Genomic DNA, 16,029 nt, shown 5'->3' on the forward strand with positions numbered 1-16,029 from the left:
TGTCTGCGCCCGACCCGCGATGTACCAGCGCGTCGTCCATACGCGGCGATACCCGTGACCGGCATCGCATACCAGTTCTCGCCAAAAGACGCTGACGTTTAAGCCTTGAGTTGCTTCCGAAGGAGCTGAAGATGCTGGTACTTGGTTGGCACGGAAGTCTGAAGTCCACAGAGATTGGCGATGGCGCGCGTTTTGACGGGCATGACGCCGCGGCAGTGCTGATTAAGGATGGGCGGGTTGTCGCTGCCATAGAGGAAGAGCGATTGAATCGCCTGAAGCACTCAAATGCGTTTCCATCTCATGCAATACGGTGCTGTCTTTCCGAAGTCGGCGCGCAGATTTCCGATGTCGACGCGATTATTACGGATCATGCGCGTGAAACCGTATCCGATTCCGTCAAGCGGGAGTTCTTTTACAATCCGAGCCAACGGAAGGTAACGGCAGAGCAATGGGTGGCGCGACTTTTCGAGAATGAGTTCAAGGTAGATGTATCGTCGAAGATCCGATTCTGCCCGCATCATCAGGCGCACCTTTACGCCGCCTGGTACACATCCGGATATCGTGACGCGCTCGGTATGTGTCTCGATGGAGGTGGCGACGACATGTCGGGACTGATCGCCAGGTGCAGCTCCGACGAAATCGAAATCCTTCGGCAGATACCGCAATCCAACTCGCTCGGCATTTTCTATATCGCTGCGATCAGCTACCTTGGATACCACCTCTTCGACGAATACAAGGTTATGGGCCTCGCGCCCTATGGCGATCCAACGAAGTACCGCGCCCTGTTCGATAAGATGTATAACTTAAACAGTGATGGCCATGTTGAAATCATGCCATTTTACGAACTTTACAATGTTTATGAAGAGGCTGGGCTTGCTGAGAATTCACGAAAGAAAGGGGACGAGTTCACGCAAGACCATAAAGACTATGCCGCTGCACTGCAGACGACACTGGAACGTATGTGTTGGCATATGATCGACCATTTCGCCAATGTTACGGGATCACGCAATCTCTGTATGACAGGGGGCGTGGCGCAGAACTGCACGATGAACGGAAAAATCCTGAAGTCGGGGCGATTCGAGAACGTCCACGTACAACCGGCAGCGCATGATGCGGGTAATGCGTTGGGCGCCGCGCTCTTTTACCTACACGACAATGGCCGCAAGATTAGTCCAGACGTGCTGCCGAATTTGTATGTCGGGCGGCAGATCGGCACGTCCGGCCTAGTGGAGAGACGGCTTGGTGATTGGCACGGATTCGTGACGGCACGGAAGTCTGACAATGTCCACAGGGATGCCGCAAAAGCAATCGCTGATGGCGAGGTGATCGCTTGGGTTCAGGGCCGCTCCGAATTCGGCCCGCGCGCGCTCGGCAACCGATCGATCCTTGCCGATCCTCGCCCCAACGAAAACAAGGCCCGTATCAATGCCATGATCAAAAAGCGCGAAGGGTACAGGCCGTTCGCGCCGTCTGTCCTCGAGGAAAACCTGCACGACTATTTCGACCTTCCACAGTCGGTAGTTCGCACGCCCTTCATGGTCGTGACCGTGCCCGTCAGGTCACCGTACAGGGAACTACTAGGCGCCGTCACACACGTTGATGGATCGGCCAGGGTTCAAAGCGTATCTTACAACGACAACCCGGATTTTCACAACCTTATCAGTCAATTCTCAAATCTTACCGGGTTACCGATCGTTTTGAATACCTCTTTCAACAATAACTTCGAACCAATCGTCGATAGCGTCGATGATGCCATTACCTGTTTTCTGACGACTGAGCTGGACAAGCTGTTCATTTCCGATTGGGTGATCGAAAAGGTCGCTCACCTACCGTTGCTCGAGCTATCGGCGCGCCTGTCGCCTGGGTGGAAACTTTCATGTGCGATGTCGATGGCGAATGAAAAATCTTTCTCGATCGAACCGACGGCGTCCGTCCTGTCGGGCAGCCACGCCATGACGGTATCTTCGGCACTCTTTCGCATCTTGGAAGACGACGATGATGGCCCGAACATCGGATCCCGGTGCGCGACGTTCGGGATCGACGACCCGCTGCAATTGGCACGAATTACAGCCGAAGTCTCCGACCTTTGGCATCGCAGAATGATCGTCCTTTCGCCGACCGCATGACTTGGGCCCGCGACGTCGGTGGCCGCCGGCCGCTTGCGATGCGTAGGTTAGCCACCTGGCTCTCGTTCCATCTGATGGACCCCATCGTCATCGCGCAGAAGCCACGACACGTCGTATCGCACCGCGAGGAGATCACCGCACGCCCGACGATGGTTACGACGCCGCGGCTGTGGCTGGTGCCGCCATGTCGAAATAGCCACTTCGAACGCAGACCTCTGCGACCGGGCCCGCGTCAACGACGACACCCCCGTCGAGGACGATCACGTCATCAAACATTTCGACCAATTCCAGATTGTGCACCGAGACAATGACCACGGCGCCGGCCAATTCGACGAGCAGTGCCGCGATAATCGACCGCTCTTCGGCCGGGTCGATACTGCTCGTCGGTTCGTCCGCCAACACGAGCGAAGACCCCTTCGCCGAAAGAAGCCCGCGCGCCAATGCGATGCGCTGTCGCTGCCCGCCCGACCAGTTCGTGCCTGCCTCCTGAATATGCGAGGTCATCGTCACGTCGATGCCGCTCAGGAGGCTGCGGACGACGTCGCTTCGGGCGATGTCCTGCGCGAGCGACCCGGCCGGCGCCCCCATGGACAGGTTATGTTCAAGCGTGCCCTCGAGAAGCTCGGGGTGTTGCGGAATGAGCGTTGCGGCATGGCGCAGCGCGCCAAAGTCGATCGCATTCCCGTCGACCTCCAACCTGCCGCTGTCGGGATGAAGAAGACCGGACAGCAGCTTCAGGAGCGTGCTCTTGCCGCTGCCGTTCGCGCCGACCAGCGCATATCGGCGCCCGCGGGCGATGGAGAGGCTGACCGATCGCAGCGCCCTGGTCTGCTCGTCGATGCCGGCATAGGTCAAGGTCATGTCCTTGATCTCCAGCCGCGACCAGTCGTCAGGGAGTTGGGCGTCGCACTCCGCCTCGCGCTGCGCAGCGTAGATTGGTGCCGCTGCCATGAAATCGGCCCGCTGACGCATGATCTGCGACACGTTAGCGACCAAGTCCAGCATCGCAGCAATACCCGTCATCACATAGGCCTGGACCATGTAGATGTTGCCAAGCGAGATCTCACGCATCGCATCGGGCCGGTCGCGGGTCTCCAGGTAGACGTAGAGGACGACGAGACCCAGGTTGAACGCGGTCGATACCACCTCGATCACTGATCCCTTCCACTCTGAGATCGCGACGTTTTTGCCGGCAACCGCAAATACCTCCTGCAGCCGCTTGTCGATAAAGGAAGTGAAGGCACCGCGACGGCGCGCCGCGTAAAGGGTCATCACGTTGCGATAACCGTCGACCAGCCCGGTGGTCAGGGTCCGCGTCGCCTCGGTCTCGCGAACCCAGAACGGCGTCTGATACCGGTCGCCGCTGAACGAGATGACGCCGACGATCACGAAGCTGATGATCGAGCCTAGCATGATCACGGGCGAGATCAGCGCCAGCGCGATAGTCGGTCCGATGATCTGGATAACGAACTCGACGCTCGCGTACTTGGCAGTGGTGAACTGGAAGAGCGCGCTCGAACTTTGCTGTACGCGCGAGGCGATATCGCCGGAATGTTGCCGATCGTGCCACGCGAGGGGGGCGGAGAACAAGCGCTCGTTCAGGTCGGCGATCATCGCGTTCTGGGCGCGGCGTGCGATGCGGAACTGGAGCATCTTCAGTGGGATCCGCACCACCCAGAGGATCGCCAAAAGTGCCAGCAGCCGCCATAATGCCGGAAGCAGCTCGTCGAACCGCGAGACTCCGTTCTGCTGGATTTCGTTCATCAACTGCCCGACAAGCAATGGGAACGCGATCTTGAACACGCTCGCCACGGCGGACAGCGTATGGGTGAACAGCAGCAGCGCGCGGTCCCTACGCGAATAGTGGAGCGCGCCAGCCAGGAGGTTGGGCGCCGACATCACAGCATCCCGCGCGTGCTGATAGTCACGACATCCGATCGGATTGCTTCAAATGCCGACGATGCCGCCAAGCGCTCAGGAGAAGGCATCGCAGGCACAACGCGGACGGATGACCCAGCCGTGCAAGCCGCTCGCGCCAACGCGGGCGTCTCCTCGGCGCCCGCTGGGCAACGCGCGATCAGGCGAAATATGCGATGGTCCGGCATTCGATGCTTTCGCGGATAACGGAGGCGTCGACGAGGGGGTTCTGGACCGCGGTGTGCGGCGCACGCCACGCGGATTGCCGATCGGAATCGCACAGCTTGAACAGCAGCGCCTCACTGGGCAGAAGATCGGGAAACCAGTACCAGCGATGCGCCCGATTGGCGTGAAACAGCGTCGCCTCGCACACGCCCGCTGCCGGCAGTTCTTCAGCATTTCCGAAGCGATCCGGTGGACGTTCGCAGAAGATCATGTAGTCGCTGACGGCATCGTCCTCAGCGACGGTCGATGCATCGCAGATCGCAAGCGGCACACTATGCGGCGGCGACGTCAGCGTGCGCCAGAAGCTGGTTATGAGAAACCGCGAGAAAGCGTGCCCGGTCATCCCGTGCATGGCGAGGACCGCCAGCGCGAGGCGCCCGGCCTCCGCATAGCTGAAGTCAACGTGCGCCTGACGGGCAACGCGCTGCGCTGCGCCGGGGTCGTTGCGGCTGGACCGCATAATGCAATTCAGGCCGAGCACCATGTCGGCGGACGTCCGCTCGCGCACCAGCTCGCAGACCTCGCGAAAATAGGGCGCGTTGGCCAGTTCCTCGCCGTTCCACAGGTTGTTGCTGTCCACCGCGGCGGCGAAGCCGCCTAGGTCGGCCACCGCCGTCGGACAGTCCATCAGCTCGACACCGGCCGAGTCTAGCGCGAGCCCGGCTCCGCGGCCGTCGTGCATGACGACCTCCTCGGCTTCGTACACGCCCGTCATATAGTCGAAACCCGGGCCGAAATAGTGCCGGTTCTCGGCGCACGCCGGCGAGAGATACCTCACAGCCGCGGTTACCACGTCAATCCTCCTTTCGCGATACGCCCCGGATGGGCACGTTTGCCAAGCGAGCGCAGACCGCGTCCTCGCCGGCATCGATCCCTGGTCCGCTTGGCGTACACGCGCTTCAATTCCTGAGCACGAGCACGCCAACGCGATGCTCACTGCTTTGACGCGGCTGCGCATCGGCCGGCGTGTCGGGGTCTTCGAATGCGGAGTGGAAAACGCTCCGCCAGGGTGGAGGAGCCGGGTCGCCTTTGCGGTACTCGAACTGCTTGAACGCGAGAACCTCGTCGACCTCCATCCGCGGGTAATAATGCCACTTTTGGGCGGCGTTGTAGCGCAACAGCACTTGAAACGCCGGCAGGTCGGAAGGGGAAATACCCCAGATCAGCGTCGATACGAGATCGGCGGGTTCGACGCTGCGCGGGTCGCAGAGCGCGAGTGGCATGTGGCGCAGCGGCTCGCTCATAGTCGTGGGACGCCAGAAGTCGATCATCATGAACGCCTCGACATCATCGCGCTCGAAGCGGCGGCGCCACCGCTCGGCCATGTCCCTGCCGCCGTAAGCAAGCAAATTGTCCTCGAACTCCTGCGGGGTGAGGCCGTAGTCGCTGTGGACCGCATTGATATAGTCGGGCGCCGCGGTGCCGCGCCCGCGCTGCACGGGCCCCCACCATTGCTGAAGCTCGACGGATACCCCGGGTAGCAGCCGCTCCCGCACCAACGCCTCGATTTCGGGGAAGTAGCGCTCGGTCGCCTCCGGGCTGCGCGCGTCCGCCGCCGCAGCCCAGTCGCTCACCGTGGTCTTGTGTGGCAGGAGTGCAAACCCGTACGCCTCGAAAAACGCGGCCTCGGACACGCTCCGCGCTTGCAGCGGCCGGGCGTTGATGACCGAGACTTCAGCGGGATCATCCTCGATCATACTGGAATGCGGTCCGACCCGCGGATCGATCTCGACAGGATTGGCACCATCGAACGTCGCCGGGAAAAGCCCGTTTAGCCGAGCGGTCGTTCCCGGAAGCGCGTCAGAATTGGACACAGTGGCGAAAGTTATATTGGCGGCGCTTGTCACGGCGAAATCTTTCGACCTTTGATTTGGTAACTAATTGAGGCAATTTGTTTACAGATAAACCACAGAAATCCGCGCTCGTCACGAGTACAGCGCGTGCACAGAGCCGTGCTATCACTGTCGAACCGCGTCACGACCAGCTCCGGTGTTCGATGGAGCGCGCTTCGGTCGAGGTCGAGGCTCCGCCCGGGCCGGTCGACCCGGTTTTTGGGCCGCTGAGCGCAGCAGGAGGCGAGCGTCTACGCATCGGCAGGAAAGCTCTCAACGGCGCACACACGGGACTCGCGACCATCGACCGTTCTGCACGAACGCAGCGGCACGCGCGCGCGCTCGGCACCGGACGCGAACTGGCGATAGACCATTGCCGTCGACAGCAAGAACATGAAGGCTTGGCTTTCAGCCTGCCCGATCTCAGCCTGCGCGGACATGACCTTAGCCACCAAACGCTGGCAAAAGCCGACGTCCAGCACCTCGATCTTCTTCAATTCCGCGGCCGACATGATCAGTTCGAGATAGTCCGGCCGGCCGTTGACGAACGCGGCGGCATCTGGCGCGAGATAGGGCTGCTTCGGCCGTGCGACGGTTCGGGGAGGCAAACGATCCGCGAACGCCCTTTTCAGCAGATACTTCTCGTTGCGGCCATCATCGAAGCGCAGGTTTGTCGCATTTCCCCAGTTGACGATCTCCGGGTCGAGGAAAGGACAGCGATTTTCGACACCATTCGCCATCGCCATGCGATCGCCCTGCGTGGAAAGCAGATAGCCGCTCATGAGCGTCCTGATTTCGATCCACTGCGCTTTGTGTATGGCCGCCGATGCCGTAGCGCCAAATTGCGCTCCCTCGATCCGCTGCCGCAGTTGGCCGAGCCCATCGTCCGCGCCCGCCAGCAGGCGCGTAGCTAATTTGGTGCCCCGGTAGCGAAGATCATGCGAGAACAGCGCGTCCGGCTCGCTGGAGCTCATCCGGTCGAAATAGGCGTAGAGCGCAGCCTGGTTGTTCTGGCTGAACTGATCGAGATAGGGATATAGCGACGCCAATCGGTCTTGCCGTTGTGAAACGTCGAGATCGCGCCACGCCGACCGTAGCAGGACTTCCTTGAAAAGGTCGTAGCCGAGGAAGAGCTCGTCCGCACCCTCGCCGGTGAGTACGACCTTGACGCCCTCGCTCCGCGCAGCACGCGAAAGAAGGAGCATGGGAACGAACGCGCTCCGAAAGACCGGGACCTCCGCGTGCCAGATCGCGTCGGGAAAGGCGGCGACGATGGCCTGGTCGTCGACGCGAACGCTGTGGTGATCGGTCGCGAGATGGCGGGACAGCAGCGCCTGGTCGCTGGATTCGTCGAACCGGGCATCGTCGAACGTCACGGAAAAGGTCTTGATGGGTGTCGGCGCAATCTCTGCGGCCAAGCTGGTGATGATCGCCGAGTCGAGGCCGCCGCTGAGATAGGTACCGGTTCTGACGTCGCTGCGCAGACGCAGGCGCACGCTCTGCTCGAGCTTGGACCGGGTCAGTTCGATCGCTTCGCCCTGCGTGAGGGGCAACGGCGGTGCCGCAAGCTGGGGCGACCCGTAGTGCGCGATGCGAGAGCCGCCCGCAGTCAGGGTCAGCACCGCGCCGGCTGGCACCTGATCGATGCCGTCGAAGCAGCTCTGGTCGTCAAGCGGCGCCCAAATGCGGAAGATCGACGCCAGCCGCTTCGCGTCGAACCGCATGTTGATCGCGTCGTGCTCGAGAAAGCATTTTATCTCTGACGCGAACGCCCATTCCTGCCCATTGACAGCATAATAAAGCGGGCGCTCGCCAAACGGATCGCGGGCCAGAACGAGTGTGCCAGCGATACGATCATAAAGGGCGACCGCGAACGGCCCGTTCAGACGGGGAAATGCCTCTTCTCCCCAAGCCAACCATGCATGGAGCAGAACCTCCGTATCAGAGCGCGTGCGAAACACGTGCCCGCGGCTGGCGAGCTGACTGCGCAGCTCGTCGTGGTTATAGATCTCGCCGTTGAAGGCAATCCAATGACGACCGCTCGCGTCGCCCATGGGCTGCGCGCCCCCGGCAATATCGACGATGCTGAGGCGCGCCGTGCCCATCGCGATCTCGTCGTCGAAATACAGCCCGAACTCGTCCGGACCACGGTGCTCGATCCGCGTCAGCATTCGCCCCACGGTATCTCGCGCGCGAAGCGCGCCGGCACCCGACCTGAAAAGACCGGCTATCCCGCACATGCGACGGGTCTCACGGGCAGCTGCGCATCTGGCCGGTAAGTTTCGAACTCCGCCCGCCTGTCGAGGAAGAAGCCAAGCTTTGTGAGGCTGCCGCCATGACCTAGCTCGATGAAGCGGCGGCACGACGCCAGGCACGTCTGCATGCCCGACTGCCAGAGCACCGGACTGGTGAGATGGCGAGCCAGTTGCGCGCGGCGCTCGGACGGGTCGTCCGCCAGCCAGCCCCCCGTGACATTGTCGACAATCGGTATTGCCGTGGGTGCAAGCTCGATCCCGAGCAGCGCATCGTGGAACCGGTCGGCCGCGGTCGACAGCAGTGGGCTGTGCCACGCGCCGCTGACGGGGACCGGCGCCAGCTTCTTCGGGGTCAGCGCCGCAAGGCATTCGACGGCGGCAGCAAGCGCGGTAAGCGTTCCGGCGATCGAGCAGTTGCCGGGACAGTTGACGTTGCTGACCCACACCAAGTGACCGTCTTCACGCAAGCGAGCCAGCTGGTCATTTACCACCTCGAGCGGCAAACCGAGCACGGCATACATGCCGCCCGGTTCACCCCGCATGCACTCATCCATGAAGTCCGCGCGCGTGCTCACCACTCGCACCAGCGTTTCGAAATCGAGCGCGCCGGCGGCGTGCAGCGCGGTCCATTGGCCGACGCTGTATCCCGCGACACAGGAAGGCCGCACGTCGCTGGTCCTGTCCCAAGCAAGCCATGCAAGGCTGCTCGCGAGGATGGTAAGCAACGAACTTGCCTTGTTCGACCTCAGCGCGACATCGTCGCCCCGTTCGAACCGGTCGATCACGAGCGACCCTACCGTTTCACGAACGAGCGCGTAGCGCGCGTCGAACTCGGGCACCGCGCGGACCGCGTCGAGCATCGAAGGGTGCTGCGCGCCCTGGCCGGGGAACAGCAGCGCCAAGCCAGACGCGTCATGCCGGCCCGGTGCCATCAGGGCGCGCTCACGTCCAGCTCGAGCTTCTGCAACTCCGCGGACATGGCGACGACGTCCGGAATGTCGCGGACCTTTCGCAACCCCTCCTCGCGGGACATTAGCCCGGCGCGAATCTGGTCGGAAATCTCGAACGCATAGGGGTGGAACCGGTGCTGGCGGTAGTGCATCAGAACGCCGACGTCGTTCAGCTTGCAATTGCTCGAGTTCAGGCCCGTATCGGCGGTGCGCCTCCAGCCGAGCTCGCCGATCGCGGCGATAATGTCGTTTTCCGAAACCATGACGGTGAGCATCGGATTGATCAGCAGAAGCTCGGACGCGCTTCCTCCAGGGTGTGCGCCGGCATCAAAGTGGCGCAACGCGTCCTGGCCGAACGCGGCGATCTTCCGTTCCAGCGCGGGCGCCTGCAGCTCCCGGCGGCGATCCAGATTGACGACCAGCGCCGCCGCATCCTGCGGAACCTGACCGCCGACATAGCCGCCGGCGACGATCGGAATGCCGTTCCGGGCTGCCGTTTTCAGCATGTAGGTGTTGATCAGGCTGATGCAGGAGTTGCAGATGGCGCTGGCGCGGCGCGCCGCAGATTTAACGTGCAATCCCGGGTCCTGAACGCTCTTCACGTACATGTTTTTCATGAACGCGAAGGACGGCGTATGAATCAGCAGGTCGACGCCCAGACTGGACGCCACCGTTCTGCAATTCGCCATTGCCTGCTCGGACACGAAACCATTGTCGACGGTGACGGCAAGGCAGTTCAAGCCCATGTCGCGCGCGAGCATCAGCAAGGTGTAGCTTGAATCCTTGCCGCCGCTGAACGCCACGACGCAATCATATTCGCCACGGTTGCGTCGCTGCTCGATCTTTTCGCGCATGGCGACTGCCAGCGCCGTCCGCCTGCTCTTCAGCTCGCCGGGGTCGCTCGCCTCCCGACAGAAGTTGCAGAGGCCCTCGTGAAGCGTGACGCCGGGAACGGCGGCGGTCAGCACGCAGCTGCGGCAAAGCTCGACCTCGGCGATCACGACCGCACTCGCTTGGACTGCACGAGTTCGGAAAGGCCGCGCAGCGACGTCTCGATGCCGGTTAGCATCTCCTCGTCATCGATGCTGATCTCAAACCTTCTCTCCATGAACCGGATCGTCTCGATGTAACCGAATGAGTCGATCAGGCCCAACCTGAAGAGATCGCTGTCACGGTCCACGCCATCTCCGAAGTCGACGAGAAGCGTGTCGACGAGGAACGAACAGATTTCCTGTTCAATGTTCCGATCATCAATAGAATACTCTCTCGACGACATGACGCAAACCTTCCAAATTATGACTTGGTTACAAACCGATTGGTTCTCGGATCTGCTTGACGAGATTGCTCAAGACTTGCCCTGGCCCAAGTTCAACGAAACGCTCGACCCCGCGATCCAGCAGGTACCGGATCGTCTGCGACCAGAGTACCGGATAGGTCATTTGCTTGACCAACGCGGCGCGGATCGCCTGCTCAGCGCCGGTCTGCGGATAGGGAAGCGCGGAGATGTTGGCGACGACAGGCACCCGGGGCGGAGCGAAGGCCACCTCTTCCAAGAAGGTCCCGAATTGCCGGGCGGCATCGTCCATGTAGCGTGAGTGAAAGGCGGCGCTTACCGGCAGGTCGACGTAAGGATCGGCGCCGGCCTCCTCGAAAACCACGCGCGCGGCCGCGATGTCACTGGCCGGGCCGGAAACAATGGTTTGCTGGGGCGAATTGTAATTGGCGACGTCCAGCGCCGCTAGTCCGGCATTCCGAAGGACGCGACCTACCTCGAGCGGGCCTACTCCGATCACTGCCGCCATCCCGCCGTTGCGAACAGCGCCCATCAGTTCGCCGCGCTTTTGCACGATGCGCAGTCCCGTCATGAAGTCGAACACACCGGCGGCAAGAAGCGCGTTGTATTCGCCAAGACTGTGCCCGGCAAAGAAGTCGGGGCGCACGCCCTCTTTTCGCGCGGCATAATAGTGGAGAGCATTGACAACATAGAGGGCCGGCTGAGTGAACTGCGTCTGACGCATACGCCCGCCCGGATCCTCCAGGCACATTTGACGCAAGGAGTAGCCGAGCAGATCGTCGACCGCCTGCTCCAGCTCGCGATACTCTTCGACCGTATCGAAGAGATCGGCGCCCATGCCTTTGCGTTGCGAGCCTTGCCCCGGAAAAATCAATGCCAGCATACGCGCGCCCCGGCCGATACGAAGGAAGAATGCAGCGGCGCGGACCTGCGCACCGGTGCTGGTGTCAAGTCTGCGCGGGCGAGCAGCGGCGTTCGTCTCGTGAAGGCGATGCGCGGATCGCCTCCCCGTGCCTCGCAGCACAGTGCGATGAGATAATCCGACGCGATTTCAAACTGCCAGAACCGCCAGCGGCCGGCGTCTTCATCCACAGCCGGGTCGACAGACAGTCCGATCTCCAGAGGGTTGCCGAGCTCGAAAGCGAAGGTGTCGAGGCCGAGCGACAGGCCCATGCCCCTAGCCTTGATATAGGCCTCTTTCAGGGTCCAGTATTCGAAGAAGCGCCGGCCTTGGGCGCTCGCTGGCATTGATCGCAGCGCGGCGCTTTCCGACGGTGCGAAGAAGCGGTCGGCAAGGTCAAGGGGGACGTCCCGGGCGCCCACGCGCTCCACGTCAACGCCGACATCTCGCGTCGAGGTCACGGCAAGTACGATCAGGTCGGCAGTATGGGACAGGTTGAACCGAATATCCAGCGATCGGGCTTGGGCATTGGCGATCTCTGGGCGCCCCCAGGCGTTTTGCGTGAAGCGAAGCTCGGCTGGCGCGAGGCCGGTCGCTTCCGCGAGAACCGTCCGCGCCAGCGCGCGGGTGACAATGAAGCGTCGGCGGTCGCGCTCGAAGACGAATTGCGCCGCGCGACTGATCTCGGCCGGCTCCAGCAACATCGGGTAGCCTTGCGCTCCGGCTTCCTCCCAGCACGCCTCGACGGACGCGACGAAAACGTCGATTTGGTCGGTTGCCGGTGCATCGACGTGGCGGTGCCGCTGCTCAGTCTTCATGAACGCACCTGCGACACGCGCGCACGAAGATTTCGGTGTGGGGAATGCCCGTCGCCTTCCCCCGACAAGTGACGGCGTCGACGTCGCAGCAGCTGATCTGCCTGTGCCGGTCGACGGTTAGTACCGCGGCTAACGATCACGGCCGCATGTCGATCACGGGCGATCCCAGACGTTTTCGACATCGTCACGGACGCCTTCGGCGCTTCTGAGGCGCGCATGACTGCCTGACAAGCGGCCGGCCAAGTTCGGTCTGATGGCCCGTCATCTCAGCTAAGACGCCGGTTGAAGGTCGCTGCTGCTTTCATCGAGCATGGCGACGATCTCTTCAGCGAGTTCGGCGACGCTCTGAACCTCGAACAGCAAGGGAAGCGGGACTTCAAGGTCTAGCAGCTGGCGAATGCGCGCGATCACTTGCACCGCCTTGAGCGAGTCGCCACCGAGCTCGAAAAAGCTGTCGTGGATGCCGATGCGGTCAACCTTAAGCAGCTCCGCATATATCGCGACGAGCGCCTCCTCGAGCGGCGTGCGGGGGTCGACATAAGGCGCGGCAGACGGATCCGCCGCAAGCGGCAGCGCGCCCAGATCCCGCTTCCCGGTCGGTCCGAGCGGCAATGCATCCAGCGTGACATAGGCGGACGGGACCATGTAATCGGGAAGCACGCTCCTGGCGAATTCCCTGAGCTCGCCGGCAGACGGAACGTCGGTGTCAGCGAGGACCAGATAGGCAATCAGCTGGCGATCGGCGTCTCGAGGCGCATCGGAAGCAATCACGGCAACGCTCGCGACCGCCGGATGACGCGCGAGCTGCGCCTCGATTTCCTCCAGCTCGATCCTGAACCCGCGCAGCTTGATCTGGCGGTCGATCCGGCCGCGATAGTCCAGGTCGCCAGCGGCAGTCCGAAGGACGATGTCGCCCGTGCGGTAGAGCATGGCTCCGGGCCGGCCCGAGAAGCGATCTGGAATGAAGCGCTGCTCGGTGAGGTCCGGCCGGTTGAGATAGCCGCAGCCTACGCCGCCCCCTCCGATGAGCAACTCCCCCGCCTCGCCGTCAATGGCGAGTTCGCCGTCGTCACGGACGACGTATGTCGCGACGTGCTCAAGCGGGCGACCGATGACCGGCGCGCTGCCGCTCGCCGTCAGATCGGCCAAGGTCGCGACGATCGTAGCCTCGGTCGGGCCATACTGGTTCAGCAGGCGGGGGCCTCCGGTGTTCTGGGCGTGCCAGGCTTGCAGCCAATCACCCAACATCGCCTCGCCGCCGACCACGAGGAGGCGCAGACCCTCTGGCGCGGGCGCGCCATCCGCCACGAAGAAATGGTGCCATAGGCTGGTGGGGATGTGGACGATCGTGACGCCATGCTCGGTGCAAAGCTGGCGCAAGCTTTCAGGGGACTCGATCCACCGATCGTCGCGGATCACGAGCGACGCCCCCGAGGTCAGCGCCAGGAATATCTCAAGCACAGACACGTCGAACGACACCGACGTGAACTGCAGCACCCGGTCGGCCTCCGTAATGCCGTAGGCCGCCCGAACCGCAGCGAGCAGCCGGGCAAGACTGCGATGCTCGATCATCGCGCCTTTGGGCTGACCCGTCGATCCGGACGTATAGATAATATAGGCGAGCAAGTCCGCCGGCAGTTCGCCGGTCAGATTGTCGGCGGACTGCTCCGCCCAGTCGGCATCGGCCTCTTCAAGGTCGATCAGCCGCGCGGCGGTGATCGCGCCGGCTAGGGCATCGCGACCCTCCCGCGAGACGAGCACAGCCGCAGGGTCGCTATCGGCCATCAACTCCGCCAGCCGTTGCCGCGGATGGCATGGGTCGAGCGGCACATAGGTTGCTCCCGCCTTGAGAATGCCGAGAACCCCGGCGATGAACGCGAAGCTGGGGCGGCTGCACAATGCCACTCGCGACCCCGCCATGACCCCGCACGCGCGCAGGTGGCGGGCAAGCTGGTTGGCGCGCGCGTTTAGCTCGTGATAGGTCAAGCTTTGGCCCGCCCAGCGCACCGCGACGGCGGCCGGATCGGCACTGGCCCGCGCTTCGAAAAGGCGATGCGCCCAGCGTGGCTCCGCCGGCACTGCCGATTTCGAACCCGCCACGTCTGGAACGTCCGCAGACTCGGCGGCTATCGGCAGCAGATCGGCCGTGAGCACTTGCGGATCGTCGACCATTTTTTGGAGGATGCGGACATACGCGTCGATCATGCGATCGATCGCTGCGTCGGCGAACGTCGCACCGTCATATTTGACGACGACGTCAAAGGTGGAACCGTCTTCGCGTAGCTCCAGCAGAAGGTCGCAATCGGCCTGCTGAAACAAATTGGGCACAACGGAGATGTTGCGCCGCGACACGCCGGCGAAGGACGCCGCATTCCAGTCCATCAAAGCATGGCCGACATAGCTGAACGCAACCTGGCAACCGTGCGTTGCGGCGCGGCCACCTCCGCGCCCGATCTCGCGCAGGAGCTTGGAAAAAGGGTATAGGCCGTGATCCACTGCCGTGGCGAGCACGTGCTGCTCCGCCTGCAACAGCTCCGACGCCGTGTGCGCGGATGACGGCGTCGCGCGCAACAGAAGCATGTTGACGAAATAGCCGACCGACGCGGAGACCTGACTGATCGGGCGGGTTGACGTCGCCGTTCCGATGACGATGTCGGTTTCGCCCGACATTCCGCTCAGCAACACGCGATAGGCCGCGAGAAAGACGACCGACGGAGTGATGCGCTCAGTTCGGACCAGGGCGCGAACGGCGCTCGAAAGTCGGGCATCCATCGTGCGCAATCGCGCTTCCGCTCGCGGGCGGGGGGAGAGCGCGGGCGCACGCGCTCCTGGAAAATCCAGTCGCGGCCACGGCTGCGCCAGCACGGACTCCCAGTGGCGAAGATCCCGATCCGCCGAGGCGCTTGTCAGCCATTCGCGCTGCCAGTCGACGAAATCGGAAAACCCGGTGTCCGGCACCAGCGGCGGCAGCGAACCGCCGCCGACCAAAAGGTCGTACGACCCCCACAAGGCGGCCATGATCAGCGGCAGCGAATGGCCATCGACGACAATGTGGTGCGCGACGAACAGCAGGTAATGATCAGCCTCCCCGGCCGTCAGCAGGTGAATGCGCAACGGCGCTTCACGATCGAGCGCGAAGGGCCGCCGCGTGAGCGCCTCAAGCTCGGCCGCTATACCGTTCCGGCCCAAGCCGGAAACATCGTGCCGCTCGAGCGGTTTCGCGGGGCGCGCGCCGATCCGAAGATGTGTGTCGCCATTCTCGTCAACGCATCTCGAACGCAGCACCGGATACTGCTCGAATACTCGCCCACAAGACCGCTCGAACGCGTCGATATCCAACTGCTCGCCGATACGAAAGCACCAAGGTACGTTATATACCGACGAATTCGGAGAGATCCTGGCCTGCGCGAGCAATCCCCGCTGACCTTCCGACAAAGCAAATGCCTTATCGTCCAAAAGCTTGGATAATCGAATATTGCGCAGAATTCCAGCCGCGCTCAGCCGACCCTGCTGGTAAGCTGCGATATCTTCTGCGATATTCATCGACGACAAGTCACGTGCGTGATCATGAATGCACCCAACAAGCGAACAGCACGAGCCCCACCGTTGTCGATCGATACTGTGGTGTCAATGATTCTCGCGGCCAGATAATGTTGAAAAGCGACGAATGTCACATTTACGCGTTACGCCGCATTATCATGCAACGTTCGA

Annotated in this window: 11 protein-coding genes; 1 reads left to right on the forward strand and 10 read right to left on the reverse strand. The window is 62.4% G+C overall.

Annotated elements, in window-relative coordinates; all coding sequences use genetic code 11:
- Positions 1 to 131 precede the first annotated feature (131 nt).
- Positions 132 to 2,126 carry a carbamoyltransferase family protein gene (locus AX676_RS07100; protein ID WP_156437662.1) on the forward strand — a complete coding sequence of 665 codons (1,995 nt, stop codon included), beginning with the start codon at positions 132 to 134 and terminating at the stop codon, positions 2,124 to 2,126.
- A gap of 153 nt (positions 2,127 to 2,279) precedes the next feature.
- Here the strand turns inward: AX676_RS07100 and AX676_RS07105 are convergent, their stop codons facing one another.
- From AX676_RS07105 to AX676_RS07150, 10 genes are all read right to left on the reverse strand, one after another.
- A complete protein-coding gene (locus AX676_RS07105) occupies positions 2,280 to 4,025 on the reverse strand; it encodes an ATP-binding cassette domain-containing protein (protein ID WP_066477827.1) in 1,746 nt (581 codons plus the stop codon).
- A 178-nt stretch (positions 4,026 to 4,203) separates the two neighbouring features.
- Entirely contained in the window at positions 4,204 to 5,061 is an 858-nt protein-coding gene (locus AX676_RS07110; RefSeq protein ID WP_156437663.1) for a CmcJ/NvfI family oxidoreductase, read from the reverse strand.
- A 106-nt stretch (positions 5,062 to 5,167) separates the two neighbouring features.
- The gene (locus tag AX676_RS07115; protein WP_156437664.1) at positions 5,168 to 6,115 is read right to left on the reverse strand and encodes a CmcJ/NvfI family oxidoreductase; all 948 of its coding nucleotides are present in this window, start codon (positions 6,113 to 6,115) and stop codon (positions 5,168 to 5,170) included.
- 236 nt (positions 6,116 to 6,351) lie between these two features.
- Positions 6,352 to 8,340: an asparagine synthase (glutamine-hydrolyzing) gene (gene asnB / locus AX676_RS07120; RefSeq protein WP_082731079.1), complete on the reverse strand. Its 1,989-nt coding sequence runs from the start codon at positions 8,338 to 8,340 to the stop codon at positions 6,352 to 6,354.
- Positions 8,328 to 9,257, reverse strand: coding sequence for an ACP S-malonyltransferase (locus AX676_RS07125; RefSeq protein WP_066477834.1), 930 nt, complete (start codon positions 9,255 to 9,257; stop codon positions 8,328 to 8,330). The genes asnB and AX676_RS07125 overlap by 13 nt, the downstream gene beginning before the upstream one ends.
- 29 nt (positions 9,258 to 9,286) lie before the next feature.
- Positions 9,287 to 10,306: a 7-cyano-7-deazaguanine synthase gene (locus AX676_RS07130; RefSeq protein ID WP_066477838.1), complete on the reverse strand. Its 1,020-nt coding sequence runs from the start codon at positions 10,304 to 10,306 to the stop codon at positions 9,287 to 9,289.
- Entirely contained in the window at positions 10,303 to 10,581 is a 279-nt protein-coding gene (locus tag AX676_RS07135) for an acyl carrier protein (RefSeq protein ID WP_066477841.1), read from the reverse strand. The genes AX676_RS07130 and AX676_RS07135 overlap by 4 nt, the downstream gene beginning before the upstream one ends.
- A 28-nt stretch (positions 10,582 to 10,609) precedes the next feature.
- Entirely contained in the window at positions 10,610 to 11,482 is an 873-nt protein-coding gene (fabD, locus tag AX676_RS07140; protein ID WP_066477843.1) for an ACP S-malonyltransferase, read from the reverse strand.
- Complete coding sequence (locus AX676_RS07145; RefSeq protein WP_066477844.1) at positions 11,470 to 12,318, reverse strand: 4'-phosphopantetheinyl transferase family protein; 849 nt, start codon at positions 12,316 to 12,318, stop codon at positions 11,470 to 11,472. Before AX676_RS07145 ends, fabD begins: the two co-directional genes overlap by 13 nt.
- A gap of 270 nt (positions 12,319 to 12,588) precedes the next feature.
- Complete coding sequence (locus AX676_RS07150; RefSeq protein WP_082731080.1) at positions 12,589 to 15,861, reverse strand: non-ribosomal peptide synthetase; 3,273 nt, start codon at positions 15,859 to 15,861, stop codon at positions 12,589 to 12,591.
- Positions 15,862 to 16,029 lie beyond the last annotated feature (168 nt).

This window comes from Sphingomonas sp. CCH21-G11 (assembly GCF_001555965.1).
Classification (GTDB): Bacteria; Pseudomonadota; Alphaproteobacteria; order Sphingomonadales; family Sphingomonadaceae; genus Sphingomonas.

Excerpts from the sequence above, each read along its gene's own strand:
- AX676_RS07100 (WP_156437662.1), top strand. The coding sequence starts at position 132 with ATGCTGGTACTTGGTTGGCACGGAAGTCTGAAGTCCACAGAGATTGGC.
- AX676_RS07105 (WP_066477827.1), bottom strand. The coding sequence starts at position 4,025 with ATGTCGGCGCCCAACCTCCTGGCTGGCGCGCTCCACTATTCGCGTAGG.
- asnB (WP_082731079.1), bottom strand. The coding sequence starts at position 8,340 with ATGTGCGGGATAGCCGGTCTTTTCAGGTCGGGTGCCGGCGCGCTTCGC.
- AX676_RS07135 (WP_066477841.1), bottom strand. The coding sequence starts at position 10,581 with ATGTCGTCGAGAGAGTATTCTATTGATGATCGGAACATTGAACAGGAA.
- fabD (WP_066477843.1), bottom strand. The coding sequence starts at position 11,482 with ATGCTGGCATTGATTTTTCCGGGGCAAGGCTCGCAACGCAAAGGCATG.
- AX676_RS07145 (WP_066477844.1), bottom strand. The coding sequence starts at position 12,318 with ATGAAGACTGAGCAGCGGCACCGCCACGTCGATGCACCGGCAACCGAC.
- AX676_RS07150 (WP_082731080.1), bottom strand. The coding sequence starts at position 15,861 with ATGAATATCGCAGAAGATATCGCAGCTTACCAGCAGGGTCGGCTGAGC.